The organism is Lewinella sp. 4G2, from assembly GCF_001625015.1.
Taxonomy (GTDB): Bacteria; Bacteroidota; Bacteroidia; order Chitinophagales; family Saprospiraceae; genus Neolewinella.
Window position 1 is genome coordinate 2194974 of record NZ_LVWJ02000014.1, and the last position, 18072, is coordinate 2213045.

An 18072-nucleotide genomic window follows, 5' to 3' on the forward strand; every position below is an offset into this window, starting at 1 on the left:
AGCCGGCTTCTATTTTAGCCTATAAACAGCGGCACAGTAGCTTAATCGCATCCACCCGCAGGATGGGGTATTCCTCGTACCCCCCGGCCCAAAATACCCGAACGTAATCGATCGCTTCCCGCTGCAGCGTACTCAACTCGTTGCGCTTTAGTGGGTAGTCGACGTCGTAATTGAGGGTTTGCTGGAGGTGGTTGACGATGCCGACACTCTCCCGTTCTCCTGAAAGGACGAGGCTGCGGCCATCCAAAAAGTGGATACTAAGTGAAGGTCCCTGGGGCAGTGTCCCGTAGGCATTTCGCGCTACGGCATTGCTGAATCCAAACTGCAAATGCAGAAATGCAGATTGGTTCTGATCCCGACTCACGTACGCGGAGGCCGTCAGGTATTCTTTTCCTTCCAGAAAGGGACGGAGGCTCTCTTCGGTGAAGCTGAAGAAGGGTAATAACGGCGTCTGGGGTTGGGCTCCATTGCTTGCCTTGGGGGCGGGGACTTGCCGGCAGGGGAGGGGCTCGCGGATTCCGTCCCTTGCTTTGGCTGGTCCGTAGCCCGTGAACTCCGCTTCTTTGGGGTAGAGTAGGGATAGAGTGCGGTCCTGCCCGGTGGGTCGATCTACGGACTCCAGCCGTTTGGCGGTGCGGCGGCGGTCTTCATTGTAAGCTTTCACGAACTTGCCGGATTCTAACAATCCTTCAATTACGCCGACTTGCTGCTGGGCGTCGGCCTCGTCGTCCTGGGCCTTGATCTCCAAATCCTTGGCCAAATTGAAGCGGCGGCTGAGGGCGGAGAGCTCCGTCAGGTTACCGGCCCGGCGGGCGGCGTCCATTTCATTTTCCAGTTGTTCTCTGTTGGTCGTTGCGGCGCTGGCGCGGGTGCTGGCTAAGGATAATGCAGTGCGCGCCAGGTTGAGGCGGCGTTCGGCGATGTGGCGGAGGTCCGCCTCCGTCGGGGTGAGGGCATCACCGAGGGGTTCGATGTTGACGGAGAGGACGGTATAGGCTGCATCGTCTCCAGCTGCCCCCGTCACCGGTTGCCCGTCGTTAAAGTAGCGGGCGGACCCATCCGGTTGGACGATGATCTTTTCGCCCGTGGCCGTCGTCCGTAATGCTTGCCCATTTCCTGGCACCTGCGCCAGCGCCCAAATCCCCGCGCAAAGCAGGATGGGAAGACAGGATCGACTGGTTGAAGGGCGGAAAAGCATGGGGCGAATATACGGCCACGCGCGTGCCTATATTTGCGGCCGTGCTACCACTCCTCTTCAAAATTGGTTTCCTACCGGTGGATATCTGGGATTTCCTGGACATCTTCATCGTAGCGGTACTGCTGTACCAACTTTACCGGCTGCTGAAGGGAAGTATTGCCCTGAATATTTTCGTGGGGATGGTCCTGCTCTTCCTGAGCTACCAGGTGTTTCAGGCGCTCGGGATGGACCTGCTGAGTAGCATCCTGACCCAGTTCATCAACATCGGTTTCGTCAGTCTCATCATCATCTTCCAACCGGAAGTGCGCCGCTTCCTGCTGCTGCTGGGGACGAACACCCTCAAGCAACGGGATTCAGTTTGGGGCCGCCTGCTCGGAAAGGAGGAAGACGTGCACGCCAACTCCCCCGAACTGGAAGATATCAGCCGGGCGTTTCTCCGGATGGCGCGCAGCAAAACCGGTGCCCTGTTGGTCTGCACCCAGGAGGCTGACCCGGCCACGGTCATCACCGGCGGCACGGCCCTGCATTCGGACATCAGTTACGGACTGCTGGTGAGCATCTTCCACAAAGAAAGCCCCCTGCACGATGGCGCCGTCGTGATAGAAAACCGGCGCATCACCAGGGCCAGCGCCATCCTCCCCGTCTCCGAAAATGAGGACTTGCCTAAATCGGTAGGCCTGCGCCACCGCGCCGCCGTCGGCGTAACGGAAAAGATCGACGTGGTCTGCTTCATCGTCTCCGAAGAGACCGGCAAGATCTCCTTCAGCAAAGGCGGCGAGCTGGAGCGGGGGATTACAGAGAAGCGGCTTAGGGGGTTGTTGTTGGAATATCTCTGAGGATTCTCGATTCTCGATTTGCTGCGCAGTACTTCGTGCTCTCGATTGGCGATTCTTGATTTGCTGCCGCTGGTTCAGTCGCTTCGCTCCGCTACCGCTGTGACAAATGCGGGAGCACGCAGTGCGACAAAGCCGTACGGTAGCTAAATCAGTCCTTACTTATCGAGAATCGAGAGTACGACGTATTGCGCAGCAAATCGTCAATCGAATTTTGATAACTGCGTTGCTGTTTCGCGATCGCTACCGCTGAAGCACTTGCGGGAGCACGCAGTGCGACAAAGCCGTGCGGTAGCTAAATCAGTCCTCGCCAATCGAGAATCGAGAATCGCCAATCATTTCAGCTTAATCTCCTCATCATCCCCATCATAAAACTTGAACGTCGTGATCGGGAAGTCACTATCCTGCACGATGTTGAGCCAGCGGTAATACTTCAGGTACCACTTCATCTGCGTGCTCGGCATGCCACGCTTGAGGTAGGCGGCGATGAAGGGGTGCACCTTGAGTTTCAGCTTGGCCTTGGGCCGTGACTCCATGATGAAGTTGAGGTCGCGTTCGATGTCATCCGTCAGCAGGAGGGTAGCGTTGACTTTGCCGGTGCCGCCACAAGTGGGGCATTTCTCGGCGGTGGTGATCTTCACCTCGGGGCGGACCCGCTGGCGGGTGATCTGCATCAGACCGAACTTGCTGAGGCCGAGCACGGTGTGCTGAGCGCGGTCGTTCTTCATGGCCTTGCGCATGATGGCGAGCAGTTGCTTGCGGTGCTCGGCGTCGCGCATGTCGATGAAGTCGATGACGATGATGCCACCGATGTCCCGTAGCCGTAGCTGGCGGGCGATCTCTTCGGCGCATTCGGAATTGACCTTGAAGACGGCCTCCGCCTGGTTCTGGCTCGGCATCTTGTTGCCGCTGTTGACGTCGATGGTGTGCATCGCTTCCGTATGCTCGATGACGACGTAGGCGCCGGAGGGTAGGGTAGCCGTCTTGCCAAAACTGCTCTTGATCTGCTTCGTGACGCCGTTGACGTCAAAGATTGGCTTATTGCTCTTGTGTAACTGGACAATACCGGCGCGCTGGGGCCCGGAGATGTCGGTGACGTACTTGCGGGCAGATTCGTAGAGCGCCTTGTCGTCCACCACAATCTTGGTGAAGTCCGGGGTGAGCAAATCACGGAGGAGGCCCGTGGTTTTGTCCACCTCGCTCAGCAATTTCGCGGGCGCTTGTGCAGTTTGGGCGGCTTCGTAGATCTCTTCCCACTTGGCCATGAGGAGTTCGATCTCTTCGAGTAGGTCGCCTACGCCCTTACCCTCGGCGGCAGTGCGGACAATCACCCCAAAGTTTTGTGGGCGAATAGATTCGACCAACACGAGCAGACGCTTCCGTTCTTCCGTCGTGCTGATCTTTTTGGAAACAGCGACCGTCTGGTTAAACGGCGTGATGACGATGTAGCGTCCGGGAATCGTGATCTCACAGCTCAGGCGGGGCCCCTTCGTGCTGATGGGCTCCTTGAGTACCTGAGTGATCACGGTGTCCTTCCGTTTCAGGACTTCGTCGATCTTACCGGTTTTCACGATCTCCTTTTCCATTTGGAAATCACCTAGCCGTGCCGTTTTCTGCTTCTTGGAAGCGGCACCGCGGTACCATTTCTGGAGAGAGCGGACGCGTGGGCCCAGGTCGGTGTAATGGAGGAAGGCATCCTTTTTGTGGCCAATGTCCACGAAGGCGGCATTCATTGGGGCGCTGACGCGCTTGACCTTGCCGATGAAGACGTCACCAACCATGAACTGGTCGGTCGCTTTTTGTTTGTGTATCTCTACGAGCCGACCGTTTTCGATCAGCGCAACCTCAACGTCGGAGCCGCTGGAGGATACTATCATTTCTTTTTCCACGCCAGTTAGCGTTTAGGGGGAAGGCCCGGTCTCTTGCGGGTCCGGCGTTGGGTAGGTACCCAAAACACGTTTGGCCCTTCGCGATGCAGTGATCGGAAGCGGCGCAAGGGGGCTCAACCAAATAATTTAGAGTGTACCGGGTAGTACGGTCAAACGCAGCCGTTAGTGGCCCTGGATATCAAATGGAAACGGAATACAAACCCGGAATACGTGGCGATGCTGGCCACGGGAAAAAGGCAGCGTCCGCGAGTGGCACCCGTTAAGTTGGCGGGTGATCCGTTCAGTCGGATACGCGGTGGATGGACGGGGGTACGGCAATCTGATCGCTTTCAGCTCTGCACTGGGGGGAAGTTGACCGAGGCCGTGGTGTCCATAATTAGAAGGGAACCTGACCGGGGTAAAGATCTTGGAGAATGGAGTAGCGAACCTAAATCGGGCTCGGGCTACCGTGGCAGAAGTGAAAATTGAATGACCGACGTATCTGGCCTTGGTGTTGCGTGTTAGTGTAGTAGGTGTTCTTAATTGGTAACGTAAGGGCGCAAAACCTAAACCTAGAGGGACGTACGTCCGAAAAACTTGGATTTGATAAGGAGTTCGTTTACTCCGTTTCGATAAGGAATCAGTGGGCCAGTTGTCTGACGGGCGAAGGGCATACTACCACTCGCGGCCGGCTCGGGGAATAAACCCAAAGCCGGCCGGATATCGGTAGTTAATTCATTCACGAAGAAAAGGGCTAGCACGAGAACGTGTGGCCCTTTAGGTCGCTAAGACTTATTTCTTCTTCTTGTGGCGGTTCTTGCGCAGACGCTTTTTCCGCTTATGGGTAGCAATCTTATGACGCTTCCGCTTCTTTCCACACGGCATAGTTAGTCGTTTAGGGTGATGAAAAATGGTTGACGAAGTGCCGAAGCACGTATATAGTACACCCGGAGGGTAGCTATTGTTGCTTTTTAGCGGTTCTCTGCTCGAGCACTGCCGTACAACGGGCCGCAAAGATAGCCGATTTTTCGGGATTCCCGAGGTTTTCGTAGACGCGCGCCAGCGGGCAGAGGGCATCCGGGTTTTCCGGAGTGAGTTCCACCGCTTTTTCGAGGCGTTGCGCGGCCTTTTCAAACTGGCCGGTCTTGATGGCCAGCTGTGCGAGGGTAGTGTACACCCGGACTTCCTTTGGATACTGCTTCTCAATGTCCCGCAGCATCATGATGCCTTTCATCGGGTTTGCTAAAGAGGGCGCATCCGTATAGGTGAGAGCAAGGTTGATGCGGTTGTCCACGTTATCCGGCTCCAGACTGATGGCTGCCTGGTAGGCTTCCACCGCCTGCTCGGCGCAGAACTGGCGGGTCTTTTCATCACTTGCTTCCTGGCGGAGGCAGATGGTGAACGTCGTGGCAGCGATGGACCAGGCCTCACCCGTGTTGGTATCATCCGCAATACGGCGGGCGTAGATTCCGGAGATGGCCGGGTGGCCAGCCTGGTACCACTCGCCAGCGAGTTGCTCGTGCAATTCCCGTCGTTTGCCGTCGTCCGTCTGCGTTTCGAGGCGCTCTTCGAGGCTGGCCAGCGTCGCCATTTGGGCCGGAGTCAGACTGGCGCGCGCCGACCGAATTAAACTTTCCAACCCGGTAGACGCCGAGGGGCGGGCTACCAAACCTTCTTCCAAATCGGGTGGCTGTACGCTGCAAAACTGAAAGGTCACCAGCGTGAGGAGCGCGGTGATGGCAATGGCGATGTACTGGCTTTTTCCCATGGGGTTAAAGGTTGGCGGGTAGCCGGGGCGACCGGTTATGAGCTTACTCCTGGTCTTCCGGCAGGGCCGTTACCTTGTCCTTCACCTGCTCAACGAAGATCTTGGCGGGCTTGAAAGAGGGGATGTAGTGCTCGGGGATTTCAATGGCGCGGTTCTCCTGAATGTGGCGACCCACTTTCTTAGCACGTTTCTTGACGACAAAGGAGCCGAAGCCACGGATGTAGACATTCTCACCGTCCGCCAGGCTACCCTTCACTTCTTTAAAGAAGGCTTCGAGGGCGACGAGCACGTCCACTTTAGGTACGCCCGTCGTGTCGGCGATGTTGGCTACGATATCTGCTTTTCTCATGCTAAATCTTGTTGTTGTTGGGGGCTGATTTCTAAGGGGGTGCAAATATCGTAATCTTTCGCACAGTGGCCTATCTTTTTACATTATTTCTTTACAAATCAGTTAGTTACGCCCAAATGCAAGGTGGGGGAATTACCGCGGTACTGGCCTGTTTTTAGCGTAACTTTGCCGTCATAATCCTCAATCCATTCCCCAATCACTGATTGTTACTTAACCCTGCTGGGCACCGCCACTTCCCAGGGCGTACCCGTCATCGGGTGCGACTGCGCCGTTTGCCGGTCGGCTGACCCCCGCGACACCCGGTTGCGGACCAGCGCTTTGCTCTCCGAAGGGGACCAACATTTGGCCATCGATGCCGGCCCGGACTTCCGCACTCAAATGCTACGGGCGAGCGTACAAGAGTTGGCGGGCCTTATCCTCACCCACGAGCACAATGATCATACGGCCGGCCTGGATGACGTCCGCCCCTTCTGTTTCAAACAAAGGATCGACATGCCCGTCTACTGTCTGCCGCGGGTAGCTAAGGATATAAGAAGCCGCTTTGCCTACGCCTTCACGGACTACCCCGGCGTTCCCCGCCTCGACGTGCGGGAGGTGAATTTTGGCGACTTTATCCCCTTCGGGTCCGGGGCGGTGGAAATCCTGGAGGTTACCCACGGCAAGCTCCCCATCATTGGCCTGCGCTGGCACGACCTGGTGTACCTGACGGACGTAAAGGAGCTTACGGCGCTGACGCAGGTGCGGTGTAAAGGGGCAAAAACGGTCGTCATCTCCAGCCTGAACCGGCGCGGAACACACAGCCACCTCTCCCTGGCGGAGTCGCTAACCTATATAAAGGACATCGGCGCCGACCATAACGTACTCATCCACTTCAGCCACCGGATGGGCCGGGTAGCGGAGGTGAACCCGGAATTACCCACGGGCGTAGAATGCGGCTACGACGGAATGAGATTGACGGTTGGAAAGAGTGCTGCAGGCGCACAATAAGCCATAATGCTAGCCGTCAGCTGTCACGCGTCTAAAATCGAAAGTCCAACTTCTAAAATCTAGTTAGAAAGCATCACCGGCATCACCAACATCATAATGTCCTGCCCCGCGTTTTGCTCCGTAGGGACGAGGATACCGGCCCGGGTGGCGGTGGACATCTCCAGGCGAACTTCTTCACCCTCCAGCACGCCCAGCATTTCTACGAGGAACTTGGCGTTAAAACCAATCGTCAGTGGCTCGCCATCGTAGGTGCAGGAGAGTTGCTCAGTAGCCTCATTGCTGAAGTCTAAATCCTGCGCGGAGACGGTCAGGCTGCCATCGGCAATGTTCAGGATAACCTGGTTAGTCGTCTTGTTGGCGTAGATCACGATCCGCTTCAGGCTCTGCTGCAGGTCGGAGCGGCTGATCATTAATTCGTTCGGGTTGTCTACCGGAATGACCGCATTGTAATCGGGGTAGCGGGCATCGATTAGGCGGCAAGCCATCTTGGTGTCACCGAAGGTGAAGAAAGCGTTGGCCTTGTCGAAGTTGACCTGTACTTGCTCGTCCGTACTCGGGAGAGCGCCCTTAAGCAGGTTTAGGGCTTTCTTGGGAATGATGAACTGGCTCGTTACCTCACCCGTGATGTCGCTTACGGCGTACTTCACCAGTTTGTGGGCGTCGGTAGCTACCATCACCAGCTTGGAGAAATCTACCTGGAAGAACACGCCCGTCATGGCTGGGCGAAGTTCATCGGTGCTCGTCGCGAATAGCGTTTTGTTGATGCCTTCTAAGAGGGCAAGGGCTGAGAGGCTTACTTCATCCGCCTCCTCCGGGGTAGGAATATCGGGGTAGTCCTCCCCGTTCTCTCCCGCCAGTTTGTATTTACCGTAGGCACTGGTGATCTCGATGCCGAAAGTATCCATGTTCACGCTGAAGGTGATCGGCTGCTGGGGCAGGGCCTTAAGTGTATCGATCAGGATCTTGGCGGGAACGGCCACCGTGCCGTCACCATCCGCATTGACTTCGATGCTGGTGATGACGCTGGTCTCCAGATCAGTCGCCGCAATCGTCAGTGTACTACCCTCAATCTTGAAGAGAAAATCTTCCAGGATCGGTAGGACGGGATTGGAACTGATGGCTCCTCCGGCAAGGGTGAGCTTCTTCTGCAAATCGGAAGAGGAGACGCTGAACTTCATAAGTGATTGGGCTTTGGGCAAACTTACGTAAAGTATCGTGGCGTAGTTCAGCCTAATCAAATAAGGCCTCCGCTTTTTTTGAACAAGGGCTGTGGAAAACGGCCGGCCAGCCAACTTACCCCCCAAATTTCGGTTCCAACATAGGGTATGAATTCCGGAATGCGCGTATTATGTGCAATGGTTTGCAAATTTCCTTACTTTTGCGGCCGATTTTCTACGTCATGCGCGTACACCCTGTTTTCCAAAATTCAATCCTAAGTACATGAAGCTTACTCTAAAACAAATCATGCCCCGCGGGCTGGTCTTGTTCGCTTTGCTATTGGTCAGCCACCTGATGGTCGCCCAAAGCACGGTGACGGGCACGCTCACGGACGCCGATAGCGGGGACCCGCTGATTGGTGCCTACATCCTCGCCGTGGGGACTTCCACCGGTGCGGTGACCGATTACGACGGTAACTACTCCGTCACCGTCCCCGCTGGTGTAACCCAGCTGCAGTTCAGCTACACCGGTTACTCCAATCAGGTGGTGGACATCAACGGCCAGTCCGTTATCAACCTGGCGATGACCTCCGGCCAGGACCTCGAAGAAGTGGTCGTCATCGGTTACGGTACCGTCAAACGCGACGAAGTGACCGGTGCTGTAGAAACGGTCAGCAGTGCCCAATTCAACCAGGGTGCCGTTACCTCCGCTCAGGAACTTGTCTCCGGTAAGGTGGCTGGTGTCCAGATCACCACGGACGGTTCACCCGGCGGTGGCGCGGCTATTCGCATTCGTGGTGGCTCTTCGCTGAGTGCGAGCAACGATCCGCTGATCATCATTGACGGCGTCCCCCTCCCCACCGGTGGCGTGGACGGTAGCCGTAACCCACTTAACCTCATCAACCCGAACGACATCGAGACCTTTACGGTCCTGAAGGATGCTTCCGCCGCCGCCATTTATGGTTCGCGCGCCTCCAACGGTGTCATCATCATCACCACCAAGAAGGGTAAGGCCGGCGCCGACCTCCGCGTCAGCTACAACGGTAAGGTGGGCGTTGGCTCCGCTATCCAAACGCTGGACGTACTGAACGCTGCGGACTACCGCGCGCTCATCGAAGAACGCTTCGGCGCCGAAAGCACGCAGGCTGCTCTCCTCGGTGAGGCCGATACGGACTGGCAGGATGAAGTGCTTCAGAACAGCCTCTTCCACGACCACAATGTGGGCCTGAGTGGTGCCATAAAGTCCTTACCCTTCCGCGTATCCGTTGGGTACACCAACCAGGAAGGCGTCCTGAAGACGGACCAATTCTCCCGTATCACCTACGGTCTGAATGTGAGCCCGAGCTTCTTTGAAAATACACTCCAGATCAACGCCGGTATCAAGGGCATTAGCTCTGACAACCACTTCGCGGACCGGGGTGCCATCGGTGCCGCCGCTGCCTTCGACCCCACTCAGCCCGTGCGGGCGGAGAACGACTTCGGTGGTTACTACTTTACTCCGCAGACGGGTAGTGCTAATCCCAATACGTTAGCGCCGAATAATCCCCTAGCTCTTCTTGAGCAGCGGGACGATGACTCCAACGTACAGCGTTACATCGCCAACTTTACGGCGGATTACCGCATGCCATTCCTGCCCGCCCTGCGCGCGAACGTGAATATGTCCACGGACCGCAGCAATAGCGATGGTACGACGATGATCCCCGACAATGCCGCCTTCGCCTTTGAAGCTGGTGGTTCCGGTGGTTTCATGAGCGAGTACGATGGGGAGACTTCCTCGAACCTCTTCGAATCCTACCTCAACTACGCGGATGACCTGACCGATGGCGTACGCCTCGACATCATGGGTGGTTACTCCTGGCAGAACTTCTACCGCGAGAACAGCTTCATGCGCTCCGACCTTGACGGTAGTGACCCCGAGATGGACGATTCCGCCAGCGAGTACTTCCTGGTTTCCCTCTTCAGCCGGGCCATCCTGACGCTCAATGATCGCCTCACGCTGACCGGTACCCTCCGCCGTGATGCCTCTTCCCGGTTCAATGCGGACAACCGCGCCGAGATCTTCCCTGGTGCATCCGCGGGCTACAACCTGATCGATCTGGACGACAACTTGAAGGGCCTCAACTTCCTGAAACTACGCGTCGGTTATGGATTGACGGGCCAGCAGGAAGTGGGTGGTGTCTACCCCTCACAGGCGCAGTACCTGGGTAGCCAGGAGAACGCTCGTTACCCGTTCGGTGGCCGCTTCATTACGACGCTGCGCCCCGAAGGCTACAACGCTAACCTCAAGTGGGAAGAGACCACTACCCTCAACTTTGGGGTGGACGCCGGTTTCTTCAACGACCGCCTGACCGGTTCGGTGGACGTCTACCAACGTGAGACTTCCGACCTCCTGAACTTCATCCCCGTACCCGCCGGTACGAATCTGACCAACTTCATCACCTCTAACGTAGGTGATCTGGAAGTCCGTGGTTTTGAACTTGCCCTCTCCGGTGATGCCATCAGTACCGAGAAGAGTACGCTCTCGCTCAGTGCCAACTTCACGGTCAACCAAGTGGAGATTACCCGCCTGACTGCAACGGAAGACCCTGACTACATCGGCGTCCCCGTCGGTGGTATCGCCGGTGGTGTAGGTAACAACATCCAGATCCACAGCGTGGGCTTTGCACCTAATACCTTCTACGTATACGAGCAGGTGTACGATGAAAGCGGTACCCCCGTCGAAGGCGTTTACGTGGACCGTAACGGTGACGGCACCGTTGATGAAAATGACCTGTACCGCTACGAGAACCCCGCTGCTCAGTCCTTCCTCGGATTGACGGCTAACTACCGCTACAACAATTTCGACCTCAGCTTCGCGGGCCGGGCCAGTTTCGGTAACTACGTGTACGACAACAACCTCTCCAACCGCGCGCTGTACAGCCAGCTGGCGAATAGCAACGGTTTCCTGACGAACACCATCCCCGCCATTCGCGACGTGGACTTCAACGATGCCCAGTATTTCTCTGACCTCTACGTACGGGATGCGTCGTTCTTCCGACTCGACCACATCACTGCGGGGTATAACTTTGCCGACCTGATCGGTGAGGGAAGTTCCATCCGCACCTACATCACGGTGCAGAACCCACTTTTGATCACTGACTACGAGGGCATCGACCCGGAAGTATTTGGTGGTATTGACAACAACATTTATCCACGAGCCCGCACCATCCTCTTCGGAGTAGGTGCCAGCTTCTAATAGTAAACTATCATGCAAAAATTAGGAACACTCTCCCGCAGCCTGTTGCTGCTCCTGTTGATGACCGGTTTCACCGCGTGTTTCAACGATCTCGACACCGTCCCGCTGGACGAGGATGTACAAACGGCTAACGTCGTTTACGACAGCCCCGAAGCTTACGAGCAGGTACTGGCCAAGCTTTACGCTGGTCTTGCCCTCAGTGGCCAGCAGGGCCCCGCCGGGCAGCCGGATATTGCCGGTATTGACGAAGGTTTCTCTACCTACCTCCGCCAGTACTGGAAGATCCAGGAACTCCCCACGGACGAGGCGGTCATCGCCTGGAACGACGGTAATATCCACGACTACGAGGATATGGACTGGACGCCCTCCAACGAATTCATCACGGCCATGTACAACCGTATCTTTTACCAGATCACGTTGGCCAATGAATTCATTCGGGAGTCTTCGGACGACAAACTGAACAGCCGCGGCCAGTCCGGTATCGCCGATCAGATTTCTCAATTCCGTGCCGAAGCCCGCCTGCTGCGCGCCCTCAGTTACTACCACGCGCTGGATCTCTTCCGCAACGTGCCATTCGTAACCGAAGAGGATGCCGTCGGTGCCTTCTTCCCCGAGCAGATCAACGCAGACAATCTCTTCGACTACGTAGAGAGCGAAGTGCTCGCCGTAGAAAGTGAGCTCGCCGAGCCACGCATGAATGACTACGGCCGCCTTGACAAAGCCGCAGCGTGGATGTTGCTTTCCAAGCTCTACCTCAACGCTGAGGTTTACAATGGCACCCAGCGCTACGATGATGTCGTGACGTACACGCAGCGCGTCATCGACGCCGGCTACGAGTTGGAGCCTGACTACGCTAACCTTTACGTAGCGGACAACAACACTAGCCCCGAGGTGATCTTCCCCATCATTTTCGACGGTGACTTCACCCGCACCTGGGGTGGGATGACCTTTATTACCCACGCGGCGGTCGGGGGTTCCATGGACCCGCTCGCCTTTGGCCTCGACGGTGGCTGGGGTGGTACCCGCACGACCAGCGCCCTTGTAGAAAAATTCCCCTCCGTTGGTGGTGGTGGCATTGTGGTACAGGAGCCCGTGGATATGGCAACTAGCCTGTCCGTACTGAATGTCCCCGGTGCTTACCAAGGTTGGAACCCTGAGGACAACAGTACCGTACTCGTGGCTGACAACGCAGACAATCCTGATGCTTACACTGGTTTCATCTACTTCCCCGAAGGACTGGATTCCTACGAATTCAAGGTAGCGCGTGGTACCTGGGATGATTCATTCGGTATTGATGGTGACGGAAATGTCTCCGCCTCCGGTGGCAACTTCTCCGTAGAAGGCCCCGGCGTTTACCGCGCCGAGATCGACTTGGCGGCCATGACGGCCAACATATACCAGGTGCAGTTTGGCGTCATCGGTAGCGCAACCCTCGGCGGTTGGGACAGCGACCAGGACATGACTTGGAACGCTGAAATCGAAGCTTTCGAAATTACCACTCCACTGACAGCGGGCAACGAATTCAAATTCCGCGCCAACGACGATTGGGGACTCAACTTCGGTGACAACGATACGGACGGTACGTTGGAAGTGAACGGTGCCAACATTCCTAACGTACAGGGTGGCACTTACCGCATCCGTTTGTTCCTCAACAGCTCCAAGGCTTACACCTACAGCATCGACGTCCCGGCTTCCGATAGCCGCGCGATGTTCTTTACGGAAGGCCAGACCCTCGAGATTGACGACGTGTTTGAATTCACGCAAGGGTACGCCATTACCAAGTTCAAGAACGTAACCCGCGACGGTACGGTGGGTGCTGATTTGACCTTCCCCGATACGGACTTCATGCTCTTCCGCCTCGGAGACGCTTACCTGATGTATGCCGAAGCCGTTCTCCGTGGGGGTAATGGTGACAGCGATCTAGCACTCGAGTACGTGAACCGCTTGCGCCAGCGTGCCTACGGTGGTGAATCCGGCAACGTTCAGCGCAGCGAATTTGATCTGCCCTTCATCCTCGACGAGCGCGCTCGCGAGCTGTACTGGGAAGGCCACCGCCGCACGGACCTCGTCCGCTTCGGCCTCTTCACCAGCGGTGATTACGTATGGCCGCTCAAAGGTGGTACGCCTGAGGGAACCGGCGTCGCGGATTTCCGCAACGTATACCCGATCCCCGCCGCCGATATCGGTGCTAACCCTAATCTCACCCAGAACGAGGGTTACTAATTCAAATCATCCGATCAAGGGGGCTGGTAAATCATTGCCAGCCCCCCGATCGAAAAATAAATATCATGTTTAAGCAATCAATTTATTTGCTGGCGATCATGTTGGTTTTCGGATTTTCGTCCTGTGCGGATGAGGACCGTGACCCCGTGCTGCGCCTTGGTGATGCCGCATCTATCTCCGCCCCGGAAGATGGTGCTATTTTCATCGTGACGGAAGAGAATTTAGGTGAGGATATGACCACCTTCTCCTGGAGCGCCGCCGACTTTGGCGTTGCTACTGCCGTCAATTACATCCTGGAAGCAGACCTGGCGGGAAACGACTTCGCTGACCCCATCCGCCTGGTGCCCAGCACGACGGCTACTGACGGCTCCATTACCTACGCTACCGTGAACAGCTTTTTGCTGGGCCGCGAGGTAGCTCCCGGTACCCCCACCGAGATCCAAACCCGCGTGCGGGCATTCGTCGGCCGCGCGGAGGATGGCAACGAAACCGTTTCCAGCGTAACAACTCTCGTAGTAACGCCCTTCGAAGCTGCCCGTGAATTCCCGCAGTACTACGTCCCCGGTGCGTACCAGGGCTGGTCGCCCGGCGCGGATAACGTTGGTCGTCTTTATTCCATCGATGACAATGGTGTTTACCGTGGTTTCGTCAATTTTGGCAACGAAGGTTCTGAGTACAAGATCACCGATCAAGCGAACTGGGACAACGGTATTTTTGGCGCATCCGGTGAAGAAGGTGTGTTGACCTCCCCCGGTGACAACCTTGTATCCCCCGGCACTGGATTCCACTACTTGGATTTCAACGTCAATGACCTTTCATTTACCCAAACGGCCACGTCCTGGGGCATCATCGGTAGCGGTACCCCGACTGGTTGGGATAGCGATACCGATCTTGTTTTCAACGAGGCAGATGGTACCCTCAGCATCACCCTCGATCTTCTTGGCGGGCAGGATGCCGATGGCAACGACTACGCCTTCAAGTTCCGCGCCAACGACGCCTGGGATACGGACTTCGGTGACAACGATGCCGACGGTACCCTCGATTTCGGTGGAGCTAACATTGCCATCGCCGAATCTGGCAACTATACCGTCACGATGAATCTCCAGCAGGCGATTCCGACATACACGATCGTGAAGAACTAGGCAGGACCGCCGTTCTTTCATCTGGGCGCTGCCGCGGGTGCGAAGTAATGGGTAATTGGCCGGGGGATTTATCCTTTGCCGTACTACCCTTTACCTTGCACCTGCGGCAGCGCCCTTTTTATTTGACACCTAACGTCCGATACCATGAGAGTTCTCATCCTTGTTTTGGCTACACTTAGTAACCTATGCCTGACCGCACAATCAGAGTTTCTGACTGGCGCGGACCTGAGTTACGTTAATGAGATGGAGGATTGCGGGGTGACTTACAAAGTGGATAACGAAGAAAAGGACCCTTATGAAATCTTTGCCGATGCCGGAACCGGGATGGTCCGCCTTCGCCTGTGGCACACGCCCGCGTGGTACGATACGCTGAATGCCGGGCGGCGCTACAGTGATTTAAATGATGTGAAAAAGAGTATTGGCCGGGCCAAAGCCGCGGGAATGCAAGTACTGCTGGACTTTCACCTGACGGACTTTTGGGCGGATCCAAGTAGGCAGATCGTCCCCGCCGCCTGGGCGGAGGTGGTGGACGATACCGAGGTGTTGGGTGATTCCGTATACAACTACGTCAATAGCACCTTGCTGGAGTTGCACGCCGAAGGCCTCTTGCCGGACATGGTGCAAGTGGGTAACGAGACCAACAAGGGCATCCTGCAATCCGAAGTGGCGGATGCGAGCGGTTTTGTACTGGACTGGCCAAGGAATGCCGCCCTCTTCAACCGGGGGATTAAGGCCGTGCGGGATGCCAGCGCGGAAGCCGAAACACCGATCAAGGTGGCGCTGCACGTGGCCGGGCCAGAGAATGCTGGGTGGCTCTTTGCCGGCTTTAAGGAGCACGGCGTTACGGATTTTGATGTCATTGGCCTATCCTACTACTGGGCCTGGCACCAACCGACGACGATTCAGCGGACCGGGCAGATCATCGCCGATCTGAAGCGTACCTATAGTAAGGAGGTAATGATCTTCGAAACGGGCTACATCTGGACGATGGACAGTAATGATTCAGCGGACAACATCATCGGTTCCGTGCAATCCGGATACGCACCGGCGACCACCGAAAACCAACGGCAGTGGCTGATTGACCTGACTCAGGAAGTATACGACCGGGGAGGATTGGGTGTCCTTTACTGGGAGCCGGCTTGGGTATCCTCCACCTGTTTTACACCGTGGGGACAGGGTTCACACCAAGAGCACGCGGCTTTCTTCGATTTCGATACGAATCTCCACGAACGGGGTGGGGCTGACTTTTTGGGTTACGACTATCAGAATAGCACTTCCGTCACCACGCCGGCTGATGGCGCACCGTACCGGTTCACTTACCAACCGGAGGTGCGGGACATCTGGATGATGGGCCCATCCGAAAATTCAGCGCAGGCAGTTGAGTTATTGATTACCGATACGTTGGGGAGGCGCATTGAATCCGTTACTCTGACCGCTCGCGGAGACGGTGCATTCGCCGGGCGGTACCGGACGGACTTGCGAGGGACATTTGTCGTCACGGCCGTTCTGGAAGGCCAAGTATTGGGGAGCGGATTGTTGATATTCTAGGTGCCGGGCGGTTGATCCGGTTGTGGTAGAAGCGATGAAGGATAGTTCATATGAAGAATGGTCCATGCTTAAACCGGGCGGAATGGTAGGTAGGGTAGGGCTGCGCGCCCTATCTTTGCACAACTTTTAAGCAAAGCCCCCCCAGCTCCGTATATGGCCGACAACATTCACCCCGTATTTGATCGCATGGTTCCCCGTTCCGAACGGGAGGCACGTAACGGGCACGTTGGTGGAGTGTTCTGGCTAACCGGGCTTTCGGGTAGTGGTAAGTCTACCATCGCTACCGCCGCCGAGCGCTTGCTTTTTGATGCCGGCCATCACGTTGTGTTGCTGGATGGTGACAACATCCGTAGCGGCCTTTGTAATAATCTGGGCTTCAGTCTGGAGGATCGGCAGGAGAACATCCGCCGAATCGCCGAGGTGGCTAAACTCTTCGCCGTTTCTGGCGCGATCGTCATGTGCTCCTTCGTGAGCCCAACTCGGAAGATCCGCAGTATGGCCGGTAAGATCATTGGTTTGCAGGATTTTTACGAAGTGTTCGTCAACACCCCGTTGGAGATTTGTGAGCAACGTGATGTGAAGGGGCTTTACGCCAAAGCCCGCCGGGGTGAAATCAAAGGTTTTACGGGTATCGACAGCCCGTACGAGGCTCCGGAAGACCCATTTTTAGATCTGCGGACGGCGGACCTCACCGTTGAGGATGCCGCTGCCCAGCTCGTGAATACCATAAACAATCAATTGGTTTCTTGAGGAGCTGAAGCCCCCTCCATAACCAAGCCTGAGAATAGCATAACCGACCACCGATGTCTAACATAAACTACCAACTCAATCACCTGCGTGAGCTCGAATCCGAGTCCATCTTCGTACTCCGGGAAGTAGCTGCGCAATTTGAAAATCCCGTTCTGCTTTTTAGTGGAGGTAAGGATTCTATTTTGATGGTACACCTGGCGGTAAAAGCTTTTTACCCCGCTCGTATTCCCTTTACGCTGCTACACGTAGATACGGGCCACAACTTCCAGGAGGCGCTTGACTACCGGGATGCCCTCGTAGAAAAGACCGGCGCTAAGCTGGTGGTCGGATCCGTCCAGGAGGCCATCGACAGCGGGCTTGTCCGCGAGGAGACTGGCTTCAACGCTACCCGTAATTACCTGCAGACCGCCGTATTGCTAAAGTCCCTTGAAGACGGTAAGTACGATGCTGCCCTGGGTGGTGGCCGCCGCGATGAAGAGAAGGCACGCGCTAAAGAACGTTTCTTCAGCCACCGTGACGAGTTTGGCCAGTGGGACCCCAAAAACCAACGCCCCGAACTGTGGAACCTCTTCAACGGCCGCAAGCAGTACGGTGAGCACTTCCGGATCTTCCCCATCTCTAATTGGACGGAACTGGACGTGTGGCAGTACCTCGCCATGGAGAAAGTCGAGCTTCCCAGCCTGTACTTCGCCCACGAGCGGGAAGTACTCCACCGCGATGGTATGCTGCTCGCTACCGAGGGTGGCCTGATCCCCGTCCGGCCCGAAGAAAAAGTAGAAAAGCTGATGGTCCGCTGCCGCACGATCGGTGACATCACCACCACCGGCGTTTGGCGCTCCGAAGCTTCCAACCTGGAAGACATCATCGCCGAAGTATCCATGGCCCGCCAAACCGAACGGGGTGGCCGCGCCGATGATAAGCGCTCGGAAACGGCGATGGAGGACCGGAAGAAGCAAGGGTATTTCTAGATATGTGATATGCGATTGGTGATATGCGATTTTTGATTTAGCTACC

12 protein-coding genes and 2 pseudogenes are annotated in these 18072 nt (G+C 56.2%); 9 read left to right on the forward strand and 5 right to left on the reverse strand.

Features of this window, described 5'->3' with window-relative positions:
* Positions 1-19: 19 nt before the first annotated feature.
* Complete coding sequence (locus A3850_RS09375) at positions 20-1198, reverse strand: hypothetical protein (RefSeq protein ID WP_068215901.1); 1179 nt, start codon at positions 1196-1198, stop codon at positions 20-22.
* A gap of 41 nt (positions 1199-1239) precedes the next feature.
* On the opposite strand from A3850_RS09375, the gene cdaA reads away from it, so the two are divergent.
* Positions 1240-2034: a diadenylate cyclase CdaA gene (gene cdaA / locus A3850_RS09380; RefSeq protein WP_068215902.1), complete on the forward strand. Its 795-nt coding sequence runs from the start codon at positions 1240-1242 to the stop codon at positions 2032-2034.
* 332 nt (positions 2035-2366) lie between these two features.
* Here the strand turns inward: cdaA and A3850_RS09385 are convergent, their stop codons facing one another.
* The 3 genes from A3850_RS09385 to A3850_RS09395 form a co-directional block, all read right to left on the reverse strand.
* Positions 2367-3908: an Rne/Rng family ribonuclease gene (locus tag A3850_RS09385; RefSeq protein ID WP_231915302.1), complete on the reverse strand. Its 1542-nt coding sequence runs from the start codon at positions 3906-3908 to the stop codon at positions 2367-2369.
* Between the two features lie 949 nt (positions 3909-4857).
* The gene (locus A3850_RS09390; protein ID WP_068215904.1) at positions 4858-5667 is read right to left on the reverse strand and encodes a tetratricopeptide repeat protein; all 810 of its coding nucleotides are present in this window, start codon (positions 5665-5667) and stop codon (positions 4858-4860) included.
* A 43-nt stretch (positions 5668-5710) separates the two neighbouring features.
* The gene (locus tag A3850_RS09395) at positions 5711-6016 is read right to left on the reverse strand and encodes an HU family DNA-binding protein (protein WP_068215905.1); all 306 of its coding nucleotides are present in this window, start codon (positions 6014-6016) and stop codon (positions 5711-5713) included.
* A gap of 303 nt (positions 6017-6319) precedes the next feature.
* On the opposite strand from A3850_RS09395, the gene A3850_RS09400 reads away from it, so the two are divergent.
* The gene (locus A3850_RS09400; RefSeq protein ID WP_197494025.1) at positions 6320-7003 is read left to right on the forward strand and encodes an MBL fold metallo-hydrolase; all 684 of its coding nucleotides are present in this window, start codon (positions 6320-6322) and stop codon (positions 7001-7003) included.
* 59 nt (positions 7004-7062) lie between these two features.
* Here the strand turns inward: A3850_RS09400 and dnaN are convergent, their stop codons facing one another.
* A complete protein-coding gene (gene dnaN, locus A3850_RS09405) occupies positions 7063-8181 on the reverse strand; it encodes a DNA polymerase III subunit beta (RefSeq protein ID WP_068215910.1) in 1119 nt (372 codons plus the stop codon).
* 262 nt (positions 8182-8443) lie between these two features.
* On the opposite strand from dnaN, the gene A3850_RS09410 reads away from it, so the two are divergent.
* The 7 genes and pseudogenes from A3850_RS09410 (at position 8444) to cysD (ending at position 18026) form a co-directional block, all read left to right on the forward strand.
* The gene (locus tag A3850_RS09410) at positions 8444-11395 is read left to right on the forward strand and encodes a SusC/RagA family TonB-linked outer membrane protein (RefSeq protein WP_068215912.1); all 2952 of its coding nucleotides are present in this window, start codon (positions 8444-8446) and stop codon (positions 11393-11395) included.
* 60 nt (positions 11396-11455) lie between these two features.
* A pseudogene (locus tag A3850_RS20580) lies at positions 11456-12139 on the forward strand (RagB/SusD family nutrient uptake outer membrane protein); the annotation flags it as partial.
* Between the two features lie 951 nt (positions 12140-13090).
* A pseudogene (locus A3850_RS20585) lies at positions 13091-13618 on the forward strand (RagB/SusD family nutrient uptake outer membrane protein); the annotation flags it as partial.
* A gap of 65 nt (positions 13619-13683) precedes the next feature.
* Positions 13684-14760, forward strand: coding sequence for a SusE domain-containing protein (locus A3850_RS09420; RefSeq protein WP_068215917.1), 1077 nt, complete (start codon positions 13684-13686; stop codon positions 14758-14760).
* Positions 14761-14904: 144 nt separating this feature from the next.
* A complete protein-coding gene (locus A3850_RS09425) occupies positions 14905-16308 on the forward strand; it encodes a glycosyl hydrolase 53 family protein (RefSeq protein ID WP_082921728.1) in 1404 nt (467 codons plus the stop codon).
* A 153-nt stretch (positions 16309-16461) separates the two neighbouring features.
* Positions 16462-17058, forward strand: coding sequence for an adenylyl-sulfate kinase (cysC, locus tag A3850_RS09430; protein ID WP_068215922.1), 597 nt, complete (start codon positions 16462-16464; stop codon positions 17056-17058).
* A gap of 53 nt (positions 17059-17111) precedes the next feature.
* Positions 17112-18026, forward strand: coding sequence for a sulfate adenylyltransferase subunit CysD (gene cysD / locus A3850_RS09435; protein WP_068215924.1), 915 nt, complete (start codon positions 17112-17114; stop codon positions 18024-18026).
* The last annotated feature ends 46 nt before the right edge of the window (positions 18027-18072 follow it).

What these genes read in the sequence shown, in the direction of transcription:
- A3850_RS09375 (WP_068215901.1), bottom strand. Translation starts at nt 1,198, where the DNA reads ATGCTTTTCCGCCCTTCAACCAGTCGATCCTGTCTTCCCATCCTGCTT.
- A3850_RS09410 (WP_068215912.1), top strand. Translation starts at nt 8,444, where the DNA reads ATGAAGCTTACTCTAAAACAAATCATGCCCCGCGGGCTGGTCTTGTTC.
- cysD (WP_068215924.1), top strand. Translation starts at nt 17,112, where the DNA reads ATGTCTAACATAAACTACCAACTCAATCACCTGCGTGAGCTCGAATCC.
- cysC (WP_068215922.1), top strand. Translation starts at nt 16,462, where the DNA reads ATGGCCGACAACATTCACCCCGTATTTGATCGCATGGTTCCCCGTTCC.
- A3850_RS09390 (WP_068215904.1), bottom strand. Translation starts at nt 5,667, where the DNA reads ATGGGAAAAAGCCAGTACATCGCCATTGCCATCACCGCGCTCCTCACG.
- A3850_RS09420 (WP_068215917.1), top strand. Translation starts at nt 13,684, where the DNA reads ATGTTTAAGCAATCAATTTATTTGCTGGCGATCATGTTGGTTTTCGGA.
- dnaN (WP_068215910.1), bottom strand. Translation starts at nt 8,181, where the DNA reads ATGAAGTTCAGCGTCTCCTCTTCCGATTTGCAGAAGAAGCTCACCCTT.
- A3850_RS09425 (WP_082921728.1), top strand. Translation starts at nt 14,905, where the DNA reads ATGAGAGTTCTCATCCTTGTTTTGGCTACACTTAGTAACCTATGCCTG.
- A3850_RS09395 (WP_068215905.1), bottom strand. Translation starts at nt 6,016, where the DNA reads ATGAGAAAAGCAGATATCGTAGCCAACATCGCCGACACGACGGGCGTA.
- A3850_RS09385 (WP_231915302.1), bottom strand. Translation starts at nt 3,908, where the DNA reads ATGATAGTATCCTCCAGCGGCTCCGACGTTGAGGTTGCGCTGATCGAA.